Raw genomic sequence first — 20,410 nt, forward strand, 5'->3', positions numbered from 1 at the left:
ATCCGCCCGCGACGCGGGCGCGGGGACGGGTGGTGATACTGAAGGTGCGTTGGATGACGACGCACATTCTTAAACCGACTGTCAGGAGAAAACCATGAGCTGGGAAACCCCGAAGGCAACCGACCTGCGTTTTGGCTTTGAAATCACGATGTACGTTGCCAACCGCTAAGGTTGCGATCGCCCGGCAGGTTCGCCCTGCCGGGCACCCCGTCTTTCCGGCCCCGCTGCGGCGCGGGCCCTGAATCAACCGACGCCCGGAACGGCCGTCGGCACAAGAAATCAGGCCCTCGATGGCCAACGATGGAGGAGAAGCATGCGACTGCACGTACTCGGTTCCGGCGCGGGCGGCGGTTTTCCGCAATGGAACTGCAACTGTCCCAACTGCGACGGCCTGCGCCGCGGCACCATCAAGGCGCGCGCACGCACCCAGTCGTCGATCACGGTCAGTGGCGATAACGAGAACTGGGTGCTGTTCAACGCTTCGCCCGACATCCTGACGCAGTTCCAGCAGTTCCCCGAGCTGCAGCCGGCGCGGGCGCTGCGCGACACGGCAGTGAAGGCCATCGTGCTGATCGATGGCCAGATCGACCACACCACCGGCCTCTACATGCTGCGCGAGCATCGCCAGCCGCACCAGATCTGGTCCACCGCACCGGTACGCCAGGACCTGACCGAAGGCAATCCGCTGTTCAAGCTGCTCGGCCACTACTGCGGCATCGAGTGGAACGAGCTGGGCATAGACGACACCGAATTCACCATTGCCGGCGCACCCGGACTGAAATTTCGCGCGCACGCGCTGCGCAGCAACGCGCCGCCGTATTCGCCGCGTCGCGACAAGCCGGTGCCCGGAGACAACGTCGGCGTCACCATCGAGGACGCGAAGAGCGGGAAGAAGATCTACTACGCACCGGGTCTGGTCGAGATCGAACCGCAGGTATGGGCGGCCATGCAGGCGGCCGACGTGGTGCTGGTCGATGGCACCTGCTGGAGCGACGACGAAATGATCGCGCTCGGCGCGTCGAAGAAGCGTTCGCGCGACATGGGCCATCTGGCGCAGAGCGGCCCGGGCGGCATGATCGAGTGGCTGGACAAGCTACCGACGACGACGCGCAAGATCCTCATCCACATCAACAACACCAACCCGATCCTGAACGAGGACAGCCCGCAGCGCCGCGAGCTGGACGCGCACGGCATCGAAGTTTCGTACGACGGAATGGACATCACGCTATGAGCACGCAACAGCCCTGGAACCACGAAGAATTCGAAGCCAAGCTGCGCGACAAGGGCGCCGCCTATCACATCTTCCATCCGTTCAACGTGATGCTCAATTCCGGCAAGGCGACGCCGGAACAGATCCGCGGCTGGGTGGCCAACCGCTTCTACTACCAGATCGCGATCCCGGTGAAGGACGCGGCCATCATGTCGAACACGCCGGACCGCGAAATCCGTCGCCAGTGGATACAGCGCATCCTCGATCACGACGGCTACGAAATCACCGGGCCGGACGGCTCGGTGGTGCGCGACGAGGGCGGCATCGAGGCGTGGATCAAGCTGGGCATCGCCACCGGTCTGACGCGTGAGGAGATCGTCGATCTGCGCCACGTCGTGCCCGGCGTCCGTTTCGCGGTCGATGCCTACATCAATTTCGCCCGTCAGCGCCCGTGGCAGGAAGCGGTGTGCTCGTCGCTGACCGAACTGTTCGCGCCGAAGATCCACAAGGAGCGCCTGGCCAACTGGCCCGAGCACTATCCGTGGATCGAATCGACCGGCCTGCAGTATTTCCGCAACCGCGTGTCGCAGGCGCGCCGCGACGTGGAGCAGGGCCTGGCGGTCACGCTGAACTACTTCAACACGCGTGAAATGCAGGAACGCGCGCTGAACATCCTGCAGTTCAAGCTCGACGTGCTGTGGGCGATGAACGACGCGATGGCCAATGCCTACGGCGTGAACAAGTGAGTGCCGAAATGACCGTCACGACCGCATCGGTGCCGAAGATCGGCCGCCACTTCCGCATCCAGTGGGAAGAGGCTCAAAAGGCCTACGTGCTGCTGTATCCGGAAGGCATGGTGAAGCTGAACCAGAGCGCGGGCGAAATACTGAAGCGCTGCACAGGTGAGGCGAACGTGGGCGACATCACCGCCGATCTGGAACAGACCTTCAACGCGCAGGGCCTGCAGCAGGACGTGATCAACTTCGTCGAACTGGCACTGCAACAGAAGTGGGTGGAAACGACATGACCGATCTCGCCGAAGCGAAAGCCGCTCAGGAAGCGGCGACGATAGGGCCGCCGCTCTGGCTGCTGGCCGAGGTGACCTATCGCTGCCCGCTGCACTGCGTCTACTGCTACAACCCAGTCGACTTCGCCAAGCATGAGGACGAACTGACGACCGAAGAGTGGTTCAAGGTGCTGCGCGAGGCGCGCGCGCTCGGTTCGGTGCAGTGCGGCTTTTCCGGCGGCGAGCCCATGCTGCGTGACGACCTCGAACTGCTGGTGGCCGAGGCGCACCGGCTGGGCTACTACACCAACCTGCTCACCTCGGGCGTCGGCCTGAACGAGAAGCGCATCGACGCGCTGAAGGAGGCGGGGCTGGACCACATCCAGCTGTCCTTCCAGGACTCGACGCGCGAAATGAACGACTTCCTGTCGTCCACCCGCACCTTCGACCTGAAGCGACGGGCGGCCGATCTGATCAAGTCGCGCGGCTACCCGATGGTGATGAACTGCACTATCCACCGCCACAACATCGATCACATCGAAGCCATCCTGCAACTGGCCGACGACATCGATGCCGAGTACGTCGAACTGGCCAACACGCAGTACTACGGCTGGGCGCAGGTGAATCGCGACCAGCTGCTGCCGTCGCGCGAACAGCTGGAGCGTGCGGAGCGCATCACCAACGAATGGCGCGAGAAGCACGGCAACAAGATGAAACTGTTCTTCGTCGTGCCCGACTACTACGAGAAGCGGCCGAAGAAGTGCATGAACGGCTGGGGCAACATCTTCCTGACCATCACGCCGGACGGGCGTGCGCTGCCCTGTCACACTGCGCGCATGCTGCCGGGGCTGGAATTCCCGAGCGTGCGCGAGATGGGCATCCGCGAGGTGTGGTACGAGTCGGAAGGCTTCAACCGCTATCGCGGCACCGGCTGGATGAAGGAGCCCTGTTCGAGCTGTCCGGAAAAGGAAAAGGATTACGGCGGCTGCCGCTGCCAGGCCTACATGATCGCCAACGACCCGGCCGCCGCCGACCCGGTGTGCGACAAGTCGCCCTTCCACCACAAGATCGTCGCCGCGGTGGAGCAGGCGCAGATTCCGGGCAACCCGCAGCAGGTGAAGCCGCTGATCTACCGCGGCCCGAAGGAATCGCTGCAACTCGATCGTCCGTTCTGATCCCGCGTCAACGCAGGTCGCCGCTGTGGGCGCATCCATCTGGATGCGCCCTTTTTCATTCCGGCGCCCGGGCGGCGTCGCGTCAGTCGCGGGACAGGCGGTAGGGCTGGAAGCGGAAGGGGGCGGGCGCAGCGCTGTCCACATCCACCCGCGTCCAGCCCAGCCACGGCGAGCCGTGCGATTCAAGCCGTGTCACGTGCTCGAAGCGTTCGCCAGTGGCCGGGTTGACCAAGGGTTTATCGACCCGGTAGGTATGCGTGTCGCCGTGTATCAGCAGCAGCGGTCGGCGGTCATGTTTCGCCCAGGCCACCAGCCGGTCGAGGAACCACGCATGGCGCACTGACACCCCGCCGCGCCCGTGCGCCGCGAAGCCCGGATGGGCGTGGAAGGCGATCACCGTCGCACGAACGGTCTGCGGATCCGCCAGCGCCGCGGCCTCGTCCAGCCAGTCGAGCACGTTGCGGCGCAATTCCCGCGCGGCGGCGTTGTCGGGCAGGGGGCTGCCCGGCAGGTTCACCCCGATGAACAGTACGCCATGACTTAGCCAGCGGGTGTTCTCCGGCGCGGCGGCCTGCCGCTGCAGCGGCAACGCGGGAGGCGCGCTGAAGAATCGGCGGCGCAGGGCGTCCAGCCGCTCGAACGGATCATGGCCGCCGGCCGACGCGCGGGTGCAGTCCAGCCAGTCGTTGTCGCCGGGCAGCAGCACCACAGGATGGCGCGAACCCGCCAGCAGAGCCTGCCGGTCGGCGTAGAGCGCGTCGTCGCAGGGCTGGTTGCCGCTTTTCAGGTCACCGATGTGCAGGGAGAAGGCGAGCGGCTGACCGGCCTGCTCGGCCAGCAGATCGACCGCCAGCTCGCGCTCGACCCGGCTGTAGGGCATGTCGCCCCAGACGGCGAAGGACAGCCGGTCGTCCGCCTGCGCACCAAGCGTCACCGCTGCGAGCAGCAGCAGAGAACGCTTCAACGGCTTCAGCCGCCTGAAAACGCGCTGCACGACGGTGTAGATGCGCCGGGCGACATGACCGGTCTCGCCGCACCCTCCGGGCAAACAGTGACGATCTTCCTCGGTGTAGGGAAAAAAAGCGGGTCGGAACATCAAGGCGCCGGGCGAAACCGCCGTAAGTGACAAAGATGCCGTGCTGAGCGGCAATGCCCACCATACGTCACTTCGGCACGATGCAGAACTTCTTCACCTCCGGCACCGACGACGCTGCGCTGATCCTGCCGATGACGCACGATCCGGCGCTGGTTGCGCTGTCGCTGCTGGTGGCCGTCCTCACCTCGCTGGTCGCGCTGTACACGGTCGGCCAGTCGGAACAGACGCCGCACCAGCGCATGGCGTGGCTGATCAAGCTCGGCTGCAGCCTGGCGCTGGGCGGCGGCGTGTGGGCCATGCATTTCATCGCGATGCTGGCGCTGGACCTGTGCGTGACCGTGCGCTACGACCCGTGGATCACGCTCGCCTCCATGCTGCCCAGCCTGCTCGCCGCGCTGGCAACCATACAGCTGATGACGCGCCCCTCGCTGACGCCGCGCGAACTGCTGGCGGGTGGCGTGCTGATGGGCGGTGGCATCGGCCTGATGCACTACACCGGAATGCAGGCCATGCACATGGAAGCGCAGCTGCGCTACGACCCACTGATGTTCGGCGTGTCGATCGCGGTGGCGGTGGTACTGGCGACGCTGGCGCTGTGGGTGAAGTTCTTCGTGCCCATTTCCGATCGCCGGCTTCGCCTGGCGGTCAGTGGAACGGTGATGGGACTGGCGATCGCCGGCATGCACTACGCGGGTATGGCGGCCGCCCGTTTCACAGGCGTCGCCGAAAGTGCGCCGCATGTCGATACCCTGGTGCTCAGCATTGTCGTCGTGATCGGCACCATCGGGCTGACCGGTTTCGCGATGGGCACCAATGCGCTGCTGCGCTACCGGCAGATGGTCGATCAGCTCAGTGCGAGCGAGGCGCGCATGAGCGCGCTGCTCGCCACACCGGTCAACGGCGTCGTCATGCTCGACGCGCAGGGCATCGTGCAGACGATGAACCCGACCGCGGAACAGATGTTCGGCTGGCGCGAGTCGGAAATGCGCGGGCGCGACTTCGGTCTGCTGCTGGCGCCCGACGAAAGTGAAACCTACGCGGCCTATCTGGCCGAGTTCAGGCGCACGCGCGTGCCTGCGCTGTCCGGCCGCAGGCGCGAAATCACCGGTCGTCGTCGTGACGGCAGCGAACTGCCGATGCACGTGTCGATCGGCCACGCCAGCCTGCGCGAGGGCGACATGTTCGTCTGCTACATCGCCGACATTTCCAGCTTCAAGGAAATGGCCCGTGCGGTGCGCGAAAGCGAAGCGCAGCTGCGCTCGCTGATCGGCAACATTCCGGGTGTGGCCTACCGCTGCCTGATGGACGCGCACTGGACCATGCTCTTCATGAGCGACGCCACGCAGACGCTGACCGGTTACCCGAGTTCCGACTTCGTCGGTGAGAACGCCATTCGCACCTTCAACGACATCACACACCCGGACGACGTCGCACACACCTGGAAGGTGGTCGAGGCGTCGATCCGCGACCACCGGCCCTTCATCGTCGAGTACCGCATCACCCACGCCGACGGCTCCGTCCGCTGGATGTGGGAGCACGGCTCGGCGGTGCGCAACGAGGACGGCGACATCAAGTGGATAGATGGCGTGATCCTCGACATCACCGAGCGGCGGGAGATCGAGCAGGAATTGCGCGCGGCGAAGGAGCGCGCCGAACAGGCCGCCGCGTCGAAGTCGGCCTTCCTCGCCAACATGAGCCACGAAATACGCACGCCGATGAATGCCATCATCGGTTTCACCGACGTGCTGCTCGGCCGCGAACTGCCGGCCGAGCATCGCCGCCCGCTGGAAATCGTCGGCAATTCCGCGCGTTCGCTGCTGCGCCTGCTGAACGACATCCTCGATACCGCCCGGCTCGAACGCGGCGCGGTCGAACTCGAAGTGCTCGATTTCGACCTGCCCGAACTGCTGAACCAGCTGGTGATGACGCTGAACGTGCAGGCCGCCGACAAGGGACTGACGCTGCGCGTGGACATTGGCAGCGGGGTCGGTCGCTACTACCGCGGCGACTCGCTGCGCATCCGCCAGGTACTGACCAATCTGATCGGCAACGCGGTCAAGTTCACCGAGCGCGGCGAAGTCGTGGTGACCGTGCGGGTGCAGGCGGACGGCGTGCATTTCGCGGTCAGCGATACCGGCATCGGCATTGCGCCTGAGCGACTCGATGCCATCTTCGAACCCTTCACCCAGGCTGACGCGTCGATGAGCCGCCGTTTTGGCGGTACGGGTCTCGGTACGTCCATCTGCAGACAGCTGGTCGAACTGATGGGCGGCCGGATCGGTGCCCGCAGTACGCCGGGGGCCGGCAGCACTTTCCATTTCACGCTGCCCCTGCGGCCCGGCCGCGCGCCCGTCGCAGCGCAGGCGTCACCGACGGCGCTGCCGCCGATGCGGGTGCTCGTCGTCGACGACGTCGAGCAGAACGTCGAACTGCTGGCTTCCCTGCTGACGCGAGACGGACACGAGGTGGCGTCGTGCACCGAGGCGACCGAATCGGTGGTTCGGGCAAGCGCCGAACGTTTCGACCTCATCCTGATGGATCTTCACATGCCCGGCGTGAGCGGGCTGGACGCCTCGCGGGCCATCCGCGCCGCCGAACTGCGTGCCGGCCGGCCACCGGTGCCGGTGATCGCGCTGACCGCCAGCGTGCTCGACGAAGACCGCGAGGCGGCGCGCAGAGCAGGCATGAACGGATTCGCCACCAAGCCCATTGATCTTGAGGCGCTGTACGCCGAGACCGCGCGTGTGCTCGGCCTGCGAACGGCAGTCGCTGAGGACCGCACAGACGTGCGCACGGAAGACCCGGTGATCGACATGAAGCGCGCACTCGCACTGTGGCGCACCCACGAGCGTGTCGAGCGGGGCATGCAGCGGCTGCTCGACGAGAACACCGGACTGACGCAGGAACTGGATCGTCTCGCCGCGCTGCCGGCGCGCGACGGGCTGCGTGCGCTGACGCACCGCGTGCGCGGGGTGGCGGCCAATCTGGGGGCCGTGCAGCTGGCCGCCACGCTGGCCGGCCTGGAGGACGCTGCAGCGACCGAACAGCCGCTGGCACTGAGTGCGCGTATCGCCGACGTCGGGGCCGCGCTGTCGGCCTTGGGCAGCGAGGTCGCCGGCTGGCGCGCCGTGGCCGAGCGACCGGTGGCGAAGGCGGAGGCGGGCTGCGACGTACAGGCCGTCCTCACCCATGCCGACACCCTGCTGAAGGCGCTGGAGCGGGGCGAATTCGATGATCTCACGCTGGCGCGGCTGCTCGCTTCGGTCGGCAAGCATCCCGCGCGCGCGCAGCTTGGTCCGCTCGCCGAGGCAGTCGAGAATTTCGACGGGCTGCTTGCGATGAAACACTTGCGCACCCTGATCGTCACAATGCAGACGACCGACGCGGCGCAACTGCACGAGGCGGAGGCCTGAATGGACAGGCTCGAACAACGGATGACCGACGCCGCCAGCGACGCGGGTGACGCACGCAAGACCGTGCTCTGCGTGAACGACGAGCCATCCAATCTGCAGGTGCTCAAGCAGATACTGCAGGGTAACTACCGTCTGCTGTTCGCGCGCGACGGCCGGCGGGCGCTCGAACTGGCGCAGGTCGAGCGGCCCGACATCATTCTGCTCGACGTGATGATGCCGGACATGGACGGTTACGAGGTCTGCCGCACGCTGAAGGCGGACGAGTGCCTGGCACGCGTGCCGGTCATCTTCGTTACCGCGCTGAGCGATGTCGAGGACGAGGCGCGCGGTCTGGAGCTCGGCGCCGTCGATTACATCTGCAAGCCGGTCAGTCCCGCCATCGTGCGTGCGCGCGTACGCACCCATCTGTCACTGGTCAGCGTGAGCGAACTGATCGAGACACGCCTGCAGGTGATACAGCGGCTTGGTCTGGCCGCCGAATACAAGGACAACGAGACCGGTCTGCACGTCATCAGGATGAGCCACTACGCATGCATCCTCGCGCGGGCCGCCGGCTGGAGCGAGCAGCGTGCGCAGGAACTGCTGCATGCGGCACCGATGCACGACATTGGCAAGATCGGCATTCCCGACCACATCCTGCGCAAACCCGGCAAGTTCGACGACGCCGAGTGGGAAATCATGAAGAGCCACGTCGATATCGGCGTGCGCATCATCGGCGAACACGACAGCGGCCTGCTTGCCGTCGCCCGGCGCATCGTCAGCGGGCACCACGAGAAATGGGACGGTTCGGGCTATCCGCACGGCTTGCGCGAAACCGCGATCCCGATCGAGGCGCGCATCGTCGCCATCGCCGACGTGTTCGATGCGCTGACTTCGGAGCGGCCCTACAAGAAGGCGTGGTCGGTCGAGGACGCCTGTGCGTTGCTGATCGAACAGAAGGGACGTCACTTCGAGCCGCGGCTGGTCGACCTCTTCCTCGACTGTCTGCCGCAGGTGCTGGAAATCAAGCAGCGCTGGTCCGAACGAGCGCCGGACGCCCCTTGAGCGCGTTCAGCGCCTGAAGCGCCGCTTCACGTCGAGCACGCAGCCGGATCTGTCCTTGTTGCCGAGTGTGCTGCAGGCCGCCAGTTCCGCCTCGTAGGCCGCTGCCTCGTCGGGCAGCAGTGGCGTCATGGCCTCGCCCGGGAAAAGCTTGCGCGCCTGATCGAGCGTTGCTTCGTAGCGCATCCTGCTGCGCGCAAGACAGTCGTCCCTGAGTTCGGCGGCGACGCGGTCGCACTCGTGATCTGTACGCGAGCGCTCGATGTCGGCACGCCGCAGCGCGTCCGCGTAGCCCCGGCGATCGGCCGCCAGGGCATTCGTGGAGACGCCGACGAGCAGCGAACACAGCAGGAGCGGCAGAGCGCGGCGGAAGCAGGACACGAACGTCGTCCGTCAGAAGGTCGGATGACGGATTCTAGTGATCCCACGCGCGCTTGCCGTGGCGGAATCCTCTCTGCCGATGTCTGATTTGTGTCCATGCGTTAAGTCGCGGCACAGATGCCCGAACTGAGTCCCGCTAGCTGCGCAGCATCACCTCGCCGAACAGTCGCACCCGATCGCCCACGCGCAGATTGCCCAGACTCGGGCGCACGACCGTACGCAGTTCACCGCTCTCCAGCATGATGCTGATGCTGTAGCGCCCGGGCGGCGCGATGCCATCCTGCTTCGGTGCATCGGGCGGGTGCGGCTCCAGCGGCTGCTCGACCAGGGGCCACAGCATGTCGATACGGACGATTTCGCCATACGGGCTTTCGACGCCGTAGGACCATGGCGTGGCCGCCGCGATCATCGCCGCCTCGGCGGTACGGCTGTCGGCGATCGCAGCGGTGTCGGGCTGGCGCGCGCACGCCCCGAGCAGCAGCCCGGACAGCACGGCGAAGGTGATCGGCGCGGCGTGCATGGGGCGCGATTCCTACTTGCGTGCTTCGTCCAGCGCGTCCTTGGCCTTGTCGCCGGCGTTCTCGATCTTGTCGCCGGCGTTCTCGACCGCGTTGTCGAGCGCCTTGCCGGCACGTTCGGCCGGACCTTCCTGCTCGCAGGCAGCCAGCGTAAAGGCGAAAGCGGCGAAGAGGGTGGCGGCGGCGGTGCGATGGATGTTCATGTCGGGCTCCCTGTTGGGGTGGTCGGCGCACGTGCGCCGCGATGGCATCTTCTTCATCTGGCGTCGAAAGTTCCGTCGGTGCGCCGCGCTGCAGCGTGTCGGGACTGTCCTACACGCTGTCCCCCGGAGGCGGCGCGAACAGCGCCTGACCCATCCGGATGCGCTCGCCGGTGCTGACCTGCGGCGCCAGCGCTGCCCGCGCGGGCAGCAGCACGATGATGGTCGAGCCGTGCTCGAACCAGCCCATTTCCTCCCCCCGGCTGACGGTCAACTCGCAGCGCAGCCGATGCGGTCCGGCGTAGCGCGCGTGCAGCGTCAGGTCGATGCAGTGCAGGCGCAGGCTGGCAACCAGAATGGCGGCCACCGGCACCATGACCAGCGGCGTTCCGTCGCGCATCCGTGCCGTCAGCACGGCCCGCTCGTTGCGGCAGTACAGCCGCTCGACGCGATCGAGCGCCGGCGGATTCACGTTCCAGGTATCGCCCGGAAAGTAGTGCACCTGCTCGACGCGGCAGTCCGTCGGCGCGTGGAAGCGGTGGTACATCGACGCCGTGATGCGCAGTGTCACGTAGTGGCCGTTGCGCAACTGACTGGCCTGCGCGTCGTCGCCCAGCAGTTCGCCCAGCGTGTAGCGCATGCCCTTGGCCTGCAGCAGCGTGTCGCCGTCGATGCGGCCGAGCGCGCCGACGATGGCGTCACAGGGGCTCACCAGTACTTCGGGCCGCGGGTCGAGAGGCCGGGCGCCGTTCCGCAGTTCGCGGATGAAGGCGTCGTGCAGACTGGCGAAGCGCGCCTTCTTCGCCTCCGACAGATCGACCTCGCCGAAAGCCTTCCACAGTGCAATCGACACATCACGCACCAGCGGCTGCTCGATCCGGCTGAAGCGGCCGAACCAGCGAGTCAGTGTCGCGCGCGGCAGCCGGTTGGTGAGCGCGAAATTCAGTGCGTCGTTGGCCAGCAGGCGCTGGAACAGGGTGCGTGCAGTCACGGTTGCGTAACCTCGCGCTGATACATGTGCAACATATGAACGAATCCCTTCCTCTCTATGTGGCCGGCGCCGCGGCGCTGGCAGCGCTGTTGCCGCGGCTGCACCGCCGGCTCCAGCTTTCGCGGGCCAAGCACCGCTCGCTCGCCGGCCATTCGAAAATGTCGCGGCGGGTGGCGAAGCTGCTGCCCTTCTATGAATTCGACGAAACGGGCTTCTACATCGCCGACGGCGCGCCGGACGACGTGGCCGCCCGTCGTCGCAATGGTTTTGAGGCACTGGCCGCGCTGTACGCACAGCGTTTCGCGCGTACCCGCGCGCTGACCGACGACACGCAGTCCATGGTGTCGGACATGCAGTTCACCGGCAGCTACCGCGTGCCATTCCAGTTCAGCCGCCATGTGCGCAGCCATCTGAAGGCCGGTTCCTTCGTGCAGTCGTCGGCCGGCGTCACGCTGACCGACCTCGACGGCAACGTGTTCTACGACCTCGCCGGCTCCTACGGCGTGAACGTGTTCGGCTACGACCTCTACAAGGGCTGCATGGCACGCGGCGCGGCGGCGGTCGAGGCGCTCGGTCCGGTGCTCGGCGCCTACCATCCGCTGCTGGCCGACAACGTGAAGCGGCTCTGCGCGATCTCCGGCATGGAAGAGGTGTCCTTTCACATGTCCGGCACCGAGGCCGTGATGCAGGCGGTGCGGCTGGCGCGCTATCACACCGGCCGCAGTCATCTGGTGCGCTTCTGCGGCGCCTACCACGGCTGGTGGGGCGACGTGCAGCCGGGCGTCGGCAATCCGACCGCGGCCGAGCACACCTATACGTTGAAGGACATGCACGCCGACACCTTGCGCGTGCTGCGCACCCGGCGCGACATCGCCTGCGTGCTGGTCAATCCGCTGCAGGCGCTGCACCCGAATGCCGGCGCGCCCGGCGACTCGTCGCTGGTCGATGGCGGTCGCCGCGCCGGCTATGACCGCGCGGCCTATACCGCCTGGCTGCAGCAGTTGCGCGAGGTGTGCACCGCGCGCGGCATCGTGCTCATCTTCGACGAGGTGTTCCTCGGCTTCCGGCTGGCGAAGGGCGGCGCGCAGGACTATTTCGGCGTGCGCGCCGATCTGGTCACCTACGGCAAGACGCTGGGTGGCGGCTATCCGGTCGGCGTCGTCTGCGGCCCGCACCGCTTGATGAAGCGCTACCGCGACGACCGGCCGGCCGACATCTGCTTCGCCCGGGGCACCTTCAATTCGCATCCGCACGTGATGGCCGCGATGAACGAATTCCTGAAGCTGCTCGACACGCCGCAGATCGAGGCGATCTACCGCGACGCCGACGCCGTGTGGGACGCGCGCGCCGAGCGCCTGAACGAGCGCCTGCGCACCGACGGTCTGCCGGTGCGCGTCGCCCACATGCAGTCGATCTGGACCGTCACCTACACCGTACCGTCGCGCTACAACTGGATGCTGCAGTACTACCTGCGCGCCGAAGGTCTGGCATTGAGCTGGGTCGGTACCGGCCGCTTCATCTTCAGCCTGAACTATGGCGACAGCGATTTCGACGCGGTGTGCGAGCGCTTCGTCGCGGCGGCGACGAAGATGGAAGCCGACGGCTGGTGGTGGACGCCGCCCGGCGCCAGCAACAAGGGCATACGCCGGCGCATCCTGCGTGAAATGCTGACACGGAAGCGCTGAGCCGCCGGCGGACCGGCGTGCCCCCGGTCCGCTGCGCCCATCGGGCACGCATGCAATCCGGACCACGCAGATGAAAACGGGGAAGGGCGATGCCCTTCCCCGTTTGCCGTCGAGCCGAAAGTCTGCGCGCAACTCAGGCCTTCGCTGCGTGCTGCGCGTGCATCGGATCGATCAGTTCGCCGCGCAGCAGCGCCAGCGGCGCGCGGTGATAGAGCTTCACGTCGTGGAAGGGGTCGGTGGCGATCTTGGTCGCCCACACCAGCCCGGTCTGCACGCCCTGAAGGTGGAACAGGTGCAGCGTGCGGAAGATGAGGCCGCCGATGCCGATGGCGATCCAGGTGACCGACATGTTGTAGAGGAAGCCGCGCGCGTCGGCGTGCGCCTCGAACAGGCCGAACAGCGTCGGGTCGATGTAGAGCGCCAGCGGCGACGCCGCCCAGATCGCCATCAGCACCACCTTGCGCCGCAGGTTGTAGCCGACCTTGATGTCTTCCTTGTGCTCGTGCGTCGCCTGATTGACGTGGTCGTAGCCCTTGGGCTCGAAAAAGAAGTGGCCGGCCTGGCGCGACACCATGGCCACGCCCCAGCTCAGCAGTGCGGCGATCACCGGATCGACGAAAAGCATCACATAGGCGCACAGGAAGCTCAGCGCGCTGAGCAGGTGCAGCGCCTGGTTGATGCGGCTGTGGTGGTAGTAGCGGTGATCGTCCCAGCGCTGGGTGCGCAGTTCTTCGAAAAAGGAATGCATGTAAGTCCTCCTGTGAGTGTGGCAAGACTAGGAAGACAGGGTTACGGCCGGAATGCAGTTCGTCTAAGAATTGGTGACAGATCCGCATCTCGATCCGACTTCGCCGCGCGTAGCGAAAGCTTCACCGAAGCTTCACGAAAGCTGGCGGCCTCGCTGCCGATAGGCACTCGGGTCCATGAATACAACAGACAGACATGCACACCTCTTCCGACAAGCTGAACCAGACCGCGCTGCGCGCATTGATCGATGGCCGCGCGCTGGGCATGGTGTTCCAGCCCATCGTCCGCCTCGATGACGCGGCCGTCGTGGCGCACGAAGCGCTGGTGCGCGGCCCCGAGGGCGGCGCGCTGCACCTGCCAGCGGTGCTGTTCGCCACTGCGCGTTCCATCGGCCTCGAAGCCGAACTCGAAATCGCCTGCGTCGAGGCGGCGGTGCGCCAGTTCGATCCGGCGACGCCGGGCCAGCTCTATGTCAATTGCAGCGCTGGCACCATCCGTCATCTCGGCTCGGAGGGTTGCGTCGGCCTGCTGTCGCTGCTGGCCGGGCACGCGCTGTCACCGGCACGCCTGGTGCTGGAACTGACCGAACACGAACGGGTGACCGACGTCGATTCGCTGCGCGTCAGCCAGGCGCGGCTGTCGGCACTGGGCATCGTCGTCGCGCTCGACGACTTCGGCGACGGGCGCTCCAGCCTGCGTCTGTGGGCCGAACTGGCGCCGCCGCGGGTGAAGCTGGACCGCTACTTCACGCACGGCATCCACACCGACAGCCGACGCGTCGAGGCGGTGCGTGCCGCCGTACAGCTGGCGCGCTCCTTCGGCGCCGAACTGGTGGCCGAGGGCATCGAACACGAGGCCGAACTGGCGGTGCTGCGTGATCTCGGTGTGCATTTCGGCCAGGGCTATCTGCTCGGGCGGCCGCAGGGCCAGACGGTCAGCCACATGCAGCCGGCGGTGATCGCGCTGATGCAGTCGCGGCAGATCGCGGTGCTGCCGGACACGCCGCATCGCGACATGAGCACCGGCACGGTGAGCCGGCTGGCGATTTCGGCGCCTGCGGTCGAGCCGGACACGCCCAACCTGTCGGTGGTGCAGGTGTTTGCCGATCACCCGGAGCTGCTGGCGCTGCCGGTGCTGGAGCAGGGCATTCCGGTCGGGCTGATCAACCGGCGCAGCTTCATGGACCTGTACACCCAGCCGTATCACAAGGAGGTGTACGGCAAGCGGCCGTGTGCGCTGTTCATGAATCCGAACCCGCTGCGCGTCGAGCGCAGCACGCCGCTGGAATCGATGAGCACCGTGCTGGCGGGCGAAGATCAGCGCTATCTGTACGATGGTTTCGTCGTCACCGAACACGGCCGCTACGTCGGCGTGGCGACCGGCGAAAGCCTGGTGCGCGCGGTGACCGAAATGCGCATCGAAGCCGCGCGTCACGCCAATCCGCTGACCTTCCTGCCGGGCAACATTCCGATCACCGAACACCTGCAGCGGCTGATGGCGGGGCGGGCCAGCTACGCGGCATCCTACTTCGACCTGAACAATTTCAAGCCCTTCAACGATCTCTACGGCTATTACCGCGGCGACGAAATGATCAAGCTGGCGGCGCGCAGCATCCAACAGGAGGCGGACCCGCTGCGTGACTTCGTCGGCCACGTCGGTGGCGACGACTTCATCGTGCTGTTCCAGAGCGAGGACTGGCAGGCGCGCTGCGAGCGCATCATCGCCCGCTTCAATGCCGAGGCGCGCGGCCTGTTCAATGCGGAGGAGCTGGCCAGCGGTCACATGGAGGGCGAGGATCGCAAGGGCAACCGCACGCGCTTTCCGCTCACCACGCTGTGTGCCGGCGTGGTGCTGGGGCAGGGCGGCGGCTTCCGTACGGCCGAGGAGGTCGCTTCGGCCGCAGCCAGCGCCAAACGGCAGGCCAAGGCCAGCGGCGGCGGCCTGCACGTGCAGACCGCCGGTTGCAGCGCCAACGACGCGACGCCGGAGGTGCCGGCGCTCGACGTGGCGTGAAGCCGTCAGGCGCTCAGAACAGCTCGTCCTTGCGCAGGTAACGCCACTTGCCGACCGGCAGGTCGGCCAGCGGAACGCGGCCGATGCGCACGCGCTTGAGCGCGACGACTTCGAGGCCGACCAGTTCGCACATGCGGCGGATCTGGCGCTTCTTGCCCTCTCGCAGCACGAAACGCATCTGCTCCTCGTTCTGCCAGCTCACCTTGGCCGGCTTCAGCGGCTCGCCGTCCAGCTCCAGCCCGTGGTTGAGCAGCTTCAGCGACTCCTCGGGGAAATCCTCGGACAGCGCACCGCGACCGAAGGGCTTGGTCGCACGGACGCGCACCAGGTATTCCTTCTCGATGGTCGAGTCCTCGCCGATCAGCTGGCGGGCGACGCGACCGTCCTGGGTCAGCACCAGCAGGCCATGCGAATCGATGTCGAGACGACCGGCCGGCGCCAGGCCACGCAGGTGGTTGCGGTTGAACTTGAGGCCGGAGCGGTCGCCGGCCCACTGGTTCTCCGGCAGGAAGAGCACGCTGGCCGGTTCGTGGCCGTCTTCCGCCTGGCCGCTGACATAGCCGACCGGCTTGTGCATCAGCACGGTCACGCGCAGCGCCTGGTCGGCGCGTGCCTGCTTGTGCACCTCGACCTTCTGGTGCGGCAGCACGCGCTGGCCCAGCAGCGCCACTTCGCCATCGACGGTGACCCAGCCGCGGGCGATCCAGTCGTCCGCCTCGCGACGCGACGCGGCACCGCGGTCGGCCAGCCAGCGAGACACGCGGATGCCGTCCTTCGCGTCGTCGCCATCCTCGCCCTTGTCGGCCTGCACGCGGCCCAGCTTGTCGGTTTCACGTTCGTCCCAGGCCTTGGCCGGACGCACCGGCGCCGCCTTGGGCGGACGCGGCTTGAAATCGCTGCGGGCGCGGGCAGGACGGCTGTCGCCCTCACTGCGACGCGGCGGACGATCGCCGGAGTTTCCGCCTGATTCGCTGCGGACCGGGCGTTCGCGGTTCTCCCAAGGCTTGCGCTCGCCGGAATCGGCGCGCGGCGGACGGGCGTCGCGGTCCGGGCGCGGTGTCCACTCGCGCTTCTCGCCGGCCGGGCGCGGCGGACGGTCACCGAATTCCTTGCGCGGAGGGCGTTCGCCGGAATTTCCGCCCGACTCACTGCGGGCCGGGCGTTCGCGGTTTTCCCACGGCTTGCGCTCGCCGGAATCGGCGCGCGGCGGACGGGCGTCGCGGTCCGGGCGCGGTGTCCACTCGCGCTTCTCGCCAGTCGGGCGCGGCGGGCGGTCACCAAATTCCTTGCGCGGCGGGCGTTCGCCGGAATTTCCGCCCGACTCACTGCGGGCCGGGCGTTCGCGGTTTTCCCACGGCTTGCGCTCGCCGGAATCGGCGCGCGGCGGACGGGCGTCGCGGTCCGGGCGCGGTGTCCACTCGCGCTTCTCGCCAGTCGGGCGCGGCGGGCGGTCACCAAATTCCTTGCGCGGCGGGCGTTCGCCGGAATTTCCGCCCGACTCACTGCGGGCCGGGCGTTCGCGGTTTTCCCACGGCGTGCGCTCACCGGATTCGGCGCGCGGCGGACGGGCGTCGCGGTCCGGGCGCGGTGTCCACTCGCGCTTTTCGCCGGCCGGGCGTGGCGGGCGGTCGCCGAATTCCTTGCGCGGCGGACGTTCGCCGTCCGGACGCGCGGCGCGCGGCTTGCGCGCGGGCGCGTCCTTGGCGGCGGGTTTGGCGTAGGACTTGGCGGCCGGTGCGACCTGCGTCGTGTTGCGGCTCAGCGTGCGCGACTTGGCCGTGCTGTTGCGCACCGGCTTGCGGGCCGGATCACGGTCGGTCGGCGTGTTGTCGTCGGATTTGCGCGGCAAACCCAGTTTGGTGCGGGTGGTCATCGGCATGAAAACATTCTGTGGACCCGACAGCATAGCGGGGTCTTGAAATGCCGGGGGGAAGTCTCCATATCCCGCCGTTGTCATCCCACCCCACGTCTACTGATTCGGAGTTGTCATGTCGGACACCGCAACCGCCCAGACCATGAATTTCCAGGCCGAGGTGAAGCAGCTGCTGCACCTGATGATCCACTCGCTGTACAGCAATCGCGACATCTTCCTGCGCGAACTGGTGAGCAATGCGTCGGACGCCTGCGACAAGCTGCGCTTCGAAGCCATCGCCAACCCGGCGCTGTTCGAATCCGATGCCGACCTGAAGATACGCGTTGCCTACGACAAGGCGGCGCGCACCATCACCATCACCGACAACGGCATCGGCATGTCGCGCGACGATGCGATTTCGCATCTGGGCACCATCGCCCGCAGCGGTACCAAGGAGTTCTTCTCCAGCCTGACCGGCGACCAGAAGAAGGACGCCAATCTGATCGGCCAGTTCGGCGTCGGTTTCTACTCCGCCTTCATCGTCGCCGACACCGTCACCGTGAACACCCGTCGCGCCGGTCTGCCGGCCGAACAGGGCGTGCGCTGGTCCTGCTCGATGACCGGCGACACCGCCGGCGAGTATTCGGTGGAATCCATCACCAAGGCCGACCGCGGCACCGAAATCGTGCTGCACCTGCGCGAGGACCAGGACGAGCTGCTGTCCGGCTTCAAGCTGCGCTCCATCATCCGTGAGTATTCCGACCACATCCTGCAGCCGGTGGTGATGAAGAAGGAGGAGTGGAAGGACGTTGATGGCGAACACAAGCAGGTCGTGACCGACGAGGATGAAACGGTCAACCAGGCCAGCGCGCTGTGGACCCGCTCGAAGTCGGACATCAGCGACGAGCAATACGTCGAGTTCTACAAGCACGTCGCCCGCGACTTCAGTGATCCGCTGGCGTGGACCCACACCCGCGTCGAGGGCCGTCACGAATACACGCAGCTGCTCTACATCCCGTCGCGCGCGCCCTTCGACATGTGGGACCGCAACGCCAGTCATGGCCTCAAGCTCTACGTGCGCCGCGTGTTCATCATGGACGACGCCGAAAAGCTGCTGCCGGCCTATCTGCGCTTCGTGCGCGGCGTGGTCGATTCGGCCGACCTGCCGCTCAACGTGTCGCGCGAAATCCTGCAGGAAAGCCGTGACATCGACACCATCCGCTCCGGCTGCACGAAGAAGATCCTGTCGGTGCTGGAAGACCTCGCCGAAAACCAGAAGGACAAGTACGCCACCTTCTGGAAGGAATTCGGCCGCGTGCTGAAGGAAGGCGTGGGCGAGGACCAGGCCAACCGCGAAAAGGTGGCCGGGCTGCTGCGCTTCGCCTCGACCCATCTCGACACCGAGGAACAGTCGGTGTCCTTCGCCGACTATATCGGCCGCATGAAGGAAGGTCAGGACAAGATCTATTACGTCACCGCTGAAACCTTCAAGGCGGCGAAGAACAGTCCGCACCTCGAAGTGTTCCGCAAGAAGGGCATCGAGGTGCTGCTGCTGTCCGACCGTATCGACGAGTGGGTGGTCGGCAACATGAACGACTTCGACGGCAAGCAACTGGTGTCGGTCGCCAAGGGGGGCCTCGACCTCGGCGCGCTGGCCGACGAGGAAGAGAAGAAAGCGCTGGAGCGCGACGAAGGCGAATTCAAGCCGCTGGTCGACAAACTGCAGGCCAGTCTGGTCGAGCGGGTGAAGGAGGTGCGCATCACGCATCGCCTGACCGAGTCGCCGGCTTGCCTGGTGTCGGACGAGTTCGACATCGGCGGCAACCTCGCCCGCATCCTGAAGTCGGCCGGGCAGGAAGCGCCGCTGTCCAAACCCATTCTCGAAATCAATCCGCAGCACCCGGTGGTGCAGCGGCTGCGCGGTGAAGAAGCGCACTTCGATGACTGGGCGGGCGTGCTGTTCGATCAGGCCCTGCTGGCCGAAGGTGGCGCGCTCGAAGATCCGGCCAGCTTCGTGCGCCGGATGAACCAGCTCATGCTGGCGATGGCCGGCGAACGCAGCTGACCCGGCCAGGCCGCCGCGACCGGACGACCGGTGCGGCGGCTTCAGTGCAGGTCATGCCGAACGGCGCAGGTATCGCACTGCGCCGTTCGTGCGTCTACGGCTGTCGGCGGGCCTAACCGGCGCGCTGCTGCGCGCGTCGCCCCATCACGCTGTCCCAGACCGCATTGTTGGCGGCGTAGCAGCTGCACGACGCGGCTTCCAGACCCTTGCGGTCGAGTACGGTGATGTTGCCGCGGCGGTAACTGATCAGCTTGCGCGTTTGCAGCGCGGTGGCCGCGTGTGTCACGCCGACGCGCCTGACGCCCAGCATGTAGGCCAGAAACTCGTGCGTCAGGTGGAAGTGCGGAGAGTGCGCGCGGTCCTGCGTCATCAGCAGCCAGCGTGCGAGACGGGCTTCGACCAGGTGAAAGCGCGGACAGGCAGCGGTCTGTGCAAGCTGCGCCATGGTCACGTAGAGGTAACGCCCCAGCGCGCGCTGCAACGCAGGCACCGACTCGAGTTCATTGCGGAAACGCCTGGCGTCCATGCACAGCGCCGGCCCTGCGCCCTGCACCAGTGCGTGCAGCGGCGATACATCGACCCCGAACAGCAGGGTCGCACCCAGCATCCCCTCGTTGCCCACCAGCCCGACCTCGATGCTGGCGGTGGCGTTGACCGGCGTGATCAGTGAAATGAAGCTGCCGATCGGAAAGTGGACCTGGCGTATGCGCTGACCCGGTTCGGCCAGTACGTCCGACAGGACGAGTTCAACGGTATCGCAGCTGGCCAGCAGATGCTGGCGTTCCCGGCGCGGCAGCGCGGCGATGAAGCTGTTGCCGGCTGCTGCAGTGGAATGAGTGGGCACGGCGACCTTCCTGGCGTCGGGTAATTCCGGCCAGTGCAAGCATACGCGGCGATCGACGAGCGGTCGGGGCGGTAGCGCACACAGTGCGATCGGAGGGGATGCCTGTGGGATGCGCGCTGCCGCGAGGCTTCGGTACGCCAGCAGACAGACGGGCAAGGACTGCAGGTTCATTG

General features: G+C 66.6%; 18 protein-coding genes. 10 read left to right on the plus strand and 8 right to left on the minus strand.

Annotation, left to right across the window (positions count from 1 at the left end; genetic code table 11):
- Positions 1 to 94 precede the first annotated feature (94 nt).
- The 5 genes from pqqA (at position 95) to pqqE (ending at position 3,391) form a co-directional block, all read left to right on the plus strand.
- A complete protein-coding gene (pqqA, locus tag ACQ66H_RS10120) occupies positions 95 to 169 on the plus strand; it encodes a pyrroloquinoline quinone precursor peptide PqqA (RefSeq protein ID WP_008060142.1) in 75 nt (24 codons plus the stop codon).
- A 144-nt stretch (positions 170 to 313) separates the two neighbouring features.
- On the plus strand, positions 314 to 1,231 hold the full coding sequence (pqqB, locus tag ACQ66H_RS10125; protein ID WP_430433914.1) for a pyrroloquinoline quinone biosynthesis protein PqqB: 918 nt from the start codon (positions 314 to 316) through the stop codon (positions 1,229 to 1,231).
- On the plus strand, positions 1,228 to 1,956 hold the full coding sequence (gene pqqC / locus ACQ66H_RS10130) for a pyrroloquinoline-quinone synthase PqqC (RefSeq protein ID WP_296811294.1): 729 nt from the start codon (positions 1,228 to 1,230) through the stop codon (positions 1,954 to 1,956). The genes pqqB and pqqC overlap by 4 nt, the downstream gene beginning before the upstream one ends.
- Positions 1,957 to 1,964: 8 nt before the next feature.
- On the plus strand, positions 1,965 to 2,237 hold the full coding sequence (gene pqqD / locus ACQ66H_RS10135; RefSeq protein WP_430433915.1) for a pyrroloquinoline quinone biosynthesis peptide chaperone PqqD: 273 nt from the start codon (positions 1,965 to 1,967) through the stop codon (positions 2,235 to 2,237).
- Positions 2,234 to 3,391 (plus strand): pyrroloquinoline quinone biosynthesis protein PqqE, encoded by a 1,158-nt coding sequence (gene pqqE, locus ACQ66H_RS10140; protein ID WP_304009025.1) that lies wholly within the window; start codon positions 2,234 to 2,236, stop codon positions 3,389 to 3,391. Before pqqD ends, pqqE begins: the two co-directional genes overlap by 4 nt.
- An 82-nt stretch (positions 3,392 to 3,473) precedes the next feature.
- On the opposite strand, the gene ACQ66H_RS10145 is transcribed toward pqqE, so the two are convergent.
- The gene (locus ACQ66H_RS10145; protein ID WP_430433916.1) at positions 3,474 to 4,487 is read right to left on the minus strand and encodes a hypothetical protein; all 1,014 of its coding nucleotides are present in this window, start codon (positions 4,485 to 4,487) and stop codon (positions 3,474 to 3,476) included.
- 53 nt (positions 4,488 to 4,540) lie between these two features.
- Here ACQ66H_RS10145 and ACQ66H_RS10150 point away from each other — a divergent pair, with 53 nt between their 5' ends.
- Together ACQ66H_RS10150 and ACQ66H_RS10155 are read left to right on the plus strand one after the other, a co-directional pair.
- The gene (locus ACQ66H_RS10150) at positions 4,541 to 7,900 is read left to right on the plus strand and encodes an MHYT domain-containing protein (protein WP_430433917.1); all 3,360 of its coding nucleotides are present in this window, start codon (positions 4,541 to 4,543) and stop codon (positions 7,898 to 7,900) included.
- Entirely contained in the window at positions 7,901 to 8,944 is a 1,044-nt protein-coding gene (locus ACQ66H_RS10155) for an HD domain-containing phosphohydrolase (protein WP_430433918.1), read from the plus strand.
- Positions 8,945 to 8,950: 6 nt separating this feature from the next.
- Here ACQ66H_RS10155 and ACQ66H_RS10160 read toward each other — a convergent pair whose 3' ends face one another.
- The 4 genes from ACQ66H_RS10160 to asd all read right to left on the minus strand — a co-directional run bounded on the left by ACQ66H_RS10160 (position 8,951) and on the right by asd (position 11,031).
- Entirely contained in the window at positions 8,951 to 9,322 is a 372-nt protein-coding gene (locus ACQ66H_RS10160; protein ID WP_430433919.1) for a hypothetical protein, read from the minus strand.
- A gap of 136 nt (positions 9,323 to 9,458) precedes the next feature.
- Positions 9,459 to 9,842, minus strand: coding sequence for a hypothetical protein (locus tag ACQ66H_RS10165; RefSeq protein WP_430433920.1), 384 nt, complete (start codon positions 9,840 to 9,842; stop codon positions 9,459 to 9,461).
- A 12-nt stretch (positions 9,843 to 9,854) separates the two neighbouring features.
- Positions 9,855 to 10,043, minus strand: a complete 189-nt coding sequence (locus tag ACQ66H_RS10170) for a hypothetical protein (RefSeq protein ID WP_430433921.1) — start codon at positions 10,041 to 10,043, stop codon at positions 9,855 to 9,857.
- 109 nt (positions 10,044 to 10,152) lie between these two features.
- Complete coding sequence (gene asd / locus ACQ66H_RS10175; RefSeq protein WP_430433922.1) at positions 10,153 to 11,031, minus strand: archaetidylserine decarboxylase; 879 nt, start codon at positions 11,029 to 11,031, stop codon at positions 10,153 to 10,155.
- 35 nt (positions 11,032 to 11,066) lie between these two features.
- On the opposite strand from asd, the gene ACQ66H_RS10180 reads away from it, so the two are divergent.
- The gene (locus ACQ66H_RS10180) at positions 11,067 to 12,716 is read left to right on the plus strand and encodes an aminotransferase class III-fold pyridoxal phosphate-dependent enzyme (protein WP_430433923.1); all 1,650 of its coding nucleotides are present in this window, start codon (positions 11,067 to 11,069) and stop codon (positions 12,714 to 12,716) included.
- A 133-nt stretch (positions 12,717 to 12,849) separates the two neighbouring features.
- On the opposite strand, the gene ACQ66H_RS10185 is transcribed toward ACQ66H_RS10180, so the two are convergent.
- Positions 12,850 to 13,464 carry a hypothetical protein gene (locus ACQ66H_RS10185; protein ID WP_430433924.1) on the minus strand — a complete coding sequence of 205 codons (615 nt, stop codon included), beginning with the start codon at positions 13,462 to 13,464 and terminating at the stop codon, positions 12,850 to 12,852.
- A 194-nt stretch (positions 13,465 to 13,658) separates the two neighbouring features.
- Between ACQ66H_RS10185 and ACQ66H_RS10190 the strand changes: the two genes are divergently transcribed.
- Positions 13,659 to 15,476 (plus strand): EAL domain-containing protein, encoded by a 1,818-nt coding sequence (locus ACQ66H_RS10190; protein WP_430433925.1) that lies wholly within the window; start codon positions 13,659 to 13,661, stop codon positions 15,474 to 15,476.
- A 13-nt stretch (positions 15,477 to 15,489) separates the two neighbouring features.
- Here the strand turns inward: ACQ66H_RS10190 and ACQ66H_RS10195 are convergent, their stop codons facing one another.
- Positions 15,490 to 17,382, minus strand: a complete 1,893-nt coding sequence (locus ACQ66H_RS10195; RefSeq protein WP_430433926.1) for a pseudouridine synthase — start codon at positions 17,380 to 17,382, stop codon at positions 15,490 to 15,492.
- Positions 17,383 to 17,464: 82 nt separating this feature from the next.
- On the opposite strand from ACQ66H_RS10195, the gene htpG reads away from it, so the two are divergent.
- Positions 17,465 to 19,393 carry a molecular chaperone HtpG gene (gene htpG, locus ACQ66H_RS10200; protein ID WP_430433927.1) on the plus strand — a complete coding sequence of 643 codons (1,929 nt, stop codon included), beginning with the start codon at positions 17,465 to 17,467 and terminating at the stop codon, positions 19,391 to 19,393.
- A gap of 112 nt (positions 19,394 to 19,505) precedes the next feature.
- Here the strand turns inward: htpG and ACQ66H_RS10205 are convergent, their stop codons facing one another.
- Complete coding sequence (locus tag ACQ66H_RS10205; protein ID WP_430433928.1) at positions 19,506 to 20,237, minus strand: Crp/Fnr family transcriptional regulator; 732 nt, start codon at positions 20,235 to 20,237, stop codon at positions 19,506 to 19,508.
- Positions 20,238 to 20,410: the final 173 nt, after the last annotated feature.

The organism is Methyloversatilis sp., assembly GCF_965284615.1.
In the GTDB taxonomy this organism is placed as follows: Bacteria; Pseudomonadota; Gammaproteobacteria; order Burkholderiales; family Rhodocyclaceae; genus Methyloversatilis.

What these genes read in the sequence shown, in the direction of transcription:
- ACQ66H_RS10180 (WP_430433923.1), top strand. Translation starts at nt 11,067, where the DNA reads ATGAACGAATCCCTTCCTCTCTATGTGGCCGGCGCCGCGGCGCTGGCA.
- ACQ66H_RS10190 (WP_430433925.1), top strand. Translation starts at nt 13,659, where the DNA reads ATGCACACCTCTTCCGACAAGCTGAACCAGACCGCGCTGCGCGCATTG.
- ACQ66H_RS10145 (WP_430433916.1), bottom strand. Translation starts at nt 4,487, where the DNA reads ATGTTCCGACCCGCTTTTTTTCCCTACACCGAGGAAGATCGTCACTGT.
- ACQ66H_RS10170 (WP_430433921.1), bottom strand. Translation starts at nt 10,043, where the DNA reads ATGAACATCCATCGCACCGCCGCCGCCACCCTCTTCGCCGCTTTCGCC.
- pqqC (WP_296811294.1), top strand. Translation starts at nt 1,228, where the DNA reads ATGAGCACGCAACAGCCCTGGAACCACGAAGAATTCGAAGCCAAGCTG.
- ACQ66H_RS10185 (WP_430433924.1), bottom strand. Translation starts at nt 13,464, where the DNA reads ATGCATTCCTTTTTCGAAGAACTGCGCACCCAGCGCTGGGACGATCAC.
- ACQ66H_RS10155 (WP_430433918.1), top strand. Translation starts at nt 7,901, where the DNA reads ATGGACAGGCTCGAACAACGGATGACCGACGCCGCCAGCGACGCGGGT.
- pqqD (WP_430433915.1), top strand. Translation starts at nt 1,965, where the DNA reads ATGACCGTCACGACCGCATCGGTGCCGAAGATCGGCCGCCACTTCCGC.
- pqqB (WP_430433914.1), top strand. Translation starts at nt 314, where the DNA reads ATGCGACTGCACGTACTCGGTTCCGGCGCGGGCGGCGGTTTTCCGCAA.
- ACQ66H_RS10195 (WP_430433926.1), bottom strand. Translation starts at nt 17,382, where the DNA reads ATGCTGTCGGGTCCACAGAATGTTTTCATGCCGATGACCACCCGCACC.
- htpG (WP_430433927.1), top strand. Translation starts at nt 17,465, where the DNA reads ATGTCGGACACCGCAACCGCCCAGACCATGAATTTCCAGGCCGAGGTG.
- ACQ66H_RS10165 (WP_430433920.1), bottom strand. Translation starts at nt 9,842, where the DNA reads ATGCACGCCGCGCCGATCACCTTCGCCGTGCTGTCCGGGCTGCTGCTC.
- ACQ66H_RS10150 (WP_430433917.1), top strand. Translation starts at nt 4,541, where the DNA reads ATGCCCACCATACGTCACTTCGGCACGATGCAGAACTTCTTCACCTCC.
- pqqE (WP_304009025.1), top strand. Translation starts at nt 2,234, where the DNA reads ATGACCGATCTCGCCGAAGCGAAAGCCGCTCAGGAAGCGGCGACGATA.